Here is a 1,905-nt window from a genome sequence, read left to right as displayed (position 1 = left end):
GAGCCGCCGAGATTCGGCAGCAGGGCCGGACGCTTGCCGGTGCTCTCGGCGATCGACGCCAGCGCCCAGTCGACCCACGGGTCCTCCACGGGGAGCCGGGTCGCGCGGAAGACCTCGGTGCGGGCGGCGCGGACCTCGACCATCGGATAGCCGTGCGCGTCGAGATGGGCCCGCAGGGCCGGCAGGACCGCCTCCCAGTCGGTGCCGACGACGAAGCGCAACTGGAGCGTCGCCTTGGCGGTCGGCGGCACGGCGTTGAGGGGGCCGTCCGGGTCGCCGGTCTTGAAGGCCAGGACTTCGAGGGTGTTCCAGGCAAAGACCCGCTCGGCGGCGGTCAGCCCGGGCTCGCCCCAATCCGCGTCGATCGCCGGCGCGGTCGGATCGGTGCCGACGGCGATGTCGGCCAGCGCCGCGCGGACGTTGTCGGGGATGGCGGGCGGGCGCAGGGCGTCGAGCAGGATGGTGCCGCGCCCGTCGACGAGGGTGGCGATGGCGTTGGCCAGCACCGTTCCGGGATTGCGCAGGAGGCCGCCCCAATTGCCGGAATGGTGGGCGCCTTCGCGGAGATCCAGCAGCATCTCGAAGGTGTAGCCGCCCCGCGAGCCGAGGAAGATCGTCGGCCGCTCGGCGCTGACGCGCGGCCCGTCCGACGCGATGAGCACGTCGGCCTTCAGGGCCCCGGCTTCCGCCCGGCAGAGGTCACGCAGGCCCGGCGAGCCGGCTTCCTCGCCCATCTCGATCAGGAGCTTGGTGTTGAAGCCGAGGCGCCCGTCGCGCGCCTGCATCACCGCCGCCAGCGCCCCGAGGTTGAGGATGTGCTGGCCCTTGTTGTCGGCGGTGCCGCGCCCGTACCAGCGCTCGCCCTCGATGGTGATGGACCAGGGGTCGAGGCCTTCGCGCCACTGCTCGGGGTAGCCCCGCACGGTGTCGCCGTGGCCGTAGATCAGGACCGTCGGCAGGTCGTCTCCCTCGATGCGTTCGGCGATGAGGAAGGGCCCGTGCGTGCCGTCCGGATTGTCGAGGATGCGGCTGGCAAAGCCCAGCGGCGCGATCAGGGGCACGAGGAAGTCGGCGAGATAGGCGCGCAGCTTCGGCAATTGCCCGGAAGTCTGGCTCTCGGTCGGACGGGCGACGGCATCCTGCAGGACCTTGAGGAAACCGCCCTCGTCGTAGTGGCGCGCGGCGCGCGCGATCGCATCGTGTCGGGACATGGCTGCACTCGGGATGGGGTGGGGTCGGATGGGGAGCGGCGCTCAGCGCCGCCCCTCGGGGGCGGTGACGTCGCGGATGCCGTCGCCCAGCAGGTTGATCGCCAGGACGAGGATCAGCAGGGCGACGCCCGGAATGGTGATGACCCAGGGCTGGAAGAACATGTACGGCTTGCCTTCCGCGATCATCAGGCCCCAGGAGGGCAGGGGCGGCTGCACGCCGAGCCCCAGGAACGAGAGCGCGGCTTCGAGCAGGATCGCGTGCGCCATCTCTAGGGTCGCCACCACGATCAGCGCGTTGAGGATGTTGGGCAGGACCTCCTGGAACAGGATGCGGGCCGGGGAGAACCCGGTGGCGCGGGCTGCCGCGATGAAGTCCTGGTCGCGGATCTGCCGGGCCGCCGCGCGGGTGACCACGGCGAAGCGGTCCCAGAGCAGGAAGCCCAGCACCAGCACCACCACCTTCAGCGAGCCGCCGACGAGGGACGCCATGGCGAGCGCCACCAGCACCACCGGCATGGCGAGCCGCGTGGTCACGATGTAGCTCACCACCGCGTCGACCCGGCCGCCGAAATAGCCGGCGCAGATGCCGAGCGTGGTGCCGATCACGCCCGAGATGGCGGCCGCCGCGATCCCGATGAGAAGCGAGATCTGGCTGCCGTAGATCAGGCGGCTGAGGTAGTCGCGCCCGAGCTTG

At 71.3% G+C, this 1,905-nt stretch carries 2 protein-coding genes; both read right to left on the bottom strand.

Features of this window, described 5'->3' with window-relative positions; translation table 11 throughout:
- A partial coding sequence (locus tag K2X24_RS16020; RefSeq protein ID WP_292499349.1) for a M20 family metallopeptidase occupies positions 1 to 1,211 on the bottom strand: 1,211 nt, incomplete at its 3' end.
- A gap of 42 nt (positions 1,212 to 1,253) precedes the next feature.
- Positions 1,254 to 1,905, bottom strand: a 652-nt coding sequence (locus tag K2X24_RS16015) for an ABC transporter permease (protein WP_292499348.1), incomplete at its 5' end; no start/stop codon positions are given.

Source organism: Methylobacterium sp. (assembly GCF_019750675.1).
Classification (GTDB): domain Bacteria; phylum Pseudomonadota; class Alphaproteobacteria; order Rhizobiales; family Beijerinckiaceae; genus Methylobacterium.
The sequence above is the reverse complement of the archived record's forward strand: the minus strand, read 5'-3'. Positions and strand labels throughout refer to the sequence as shown.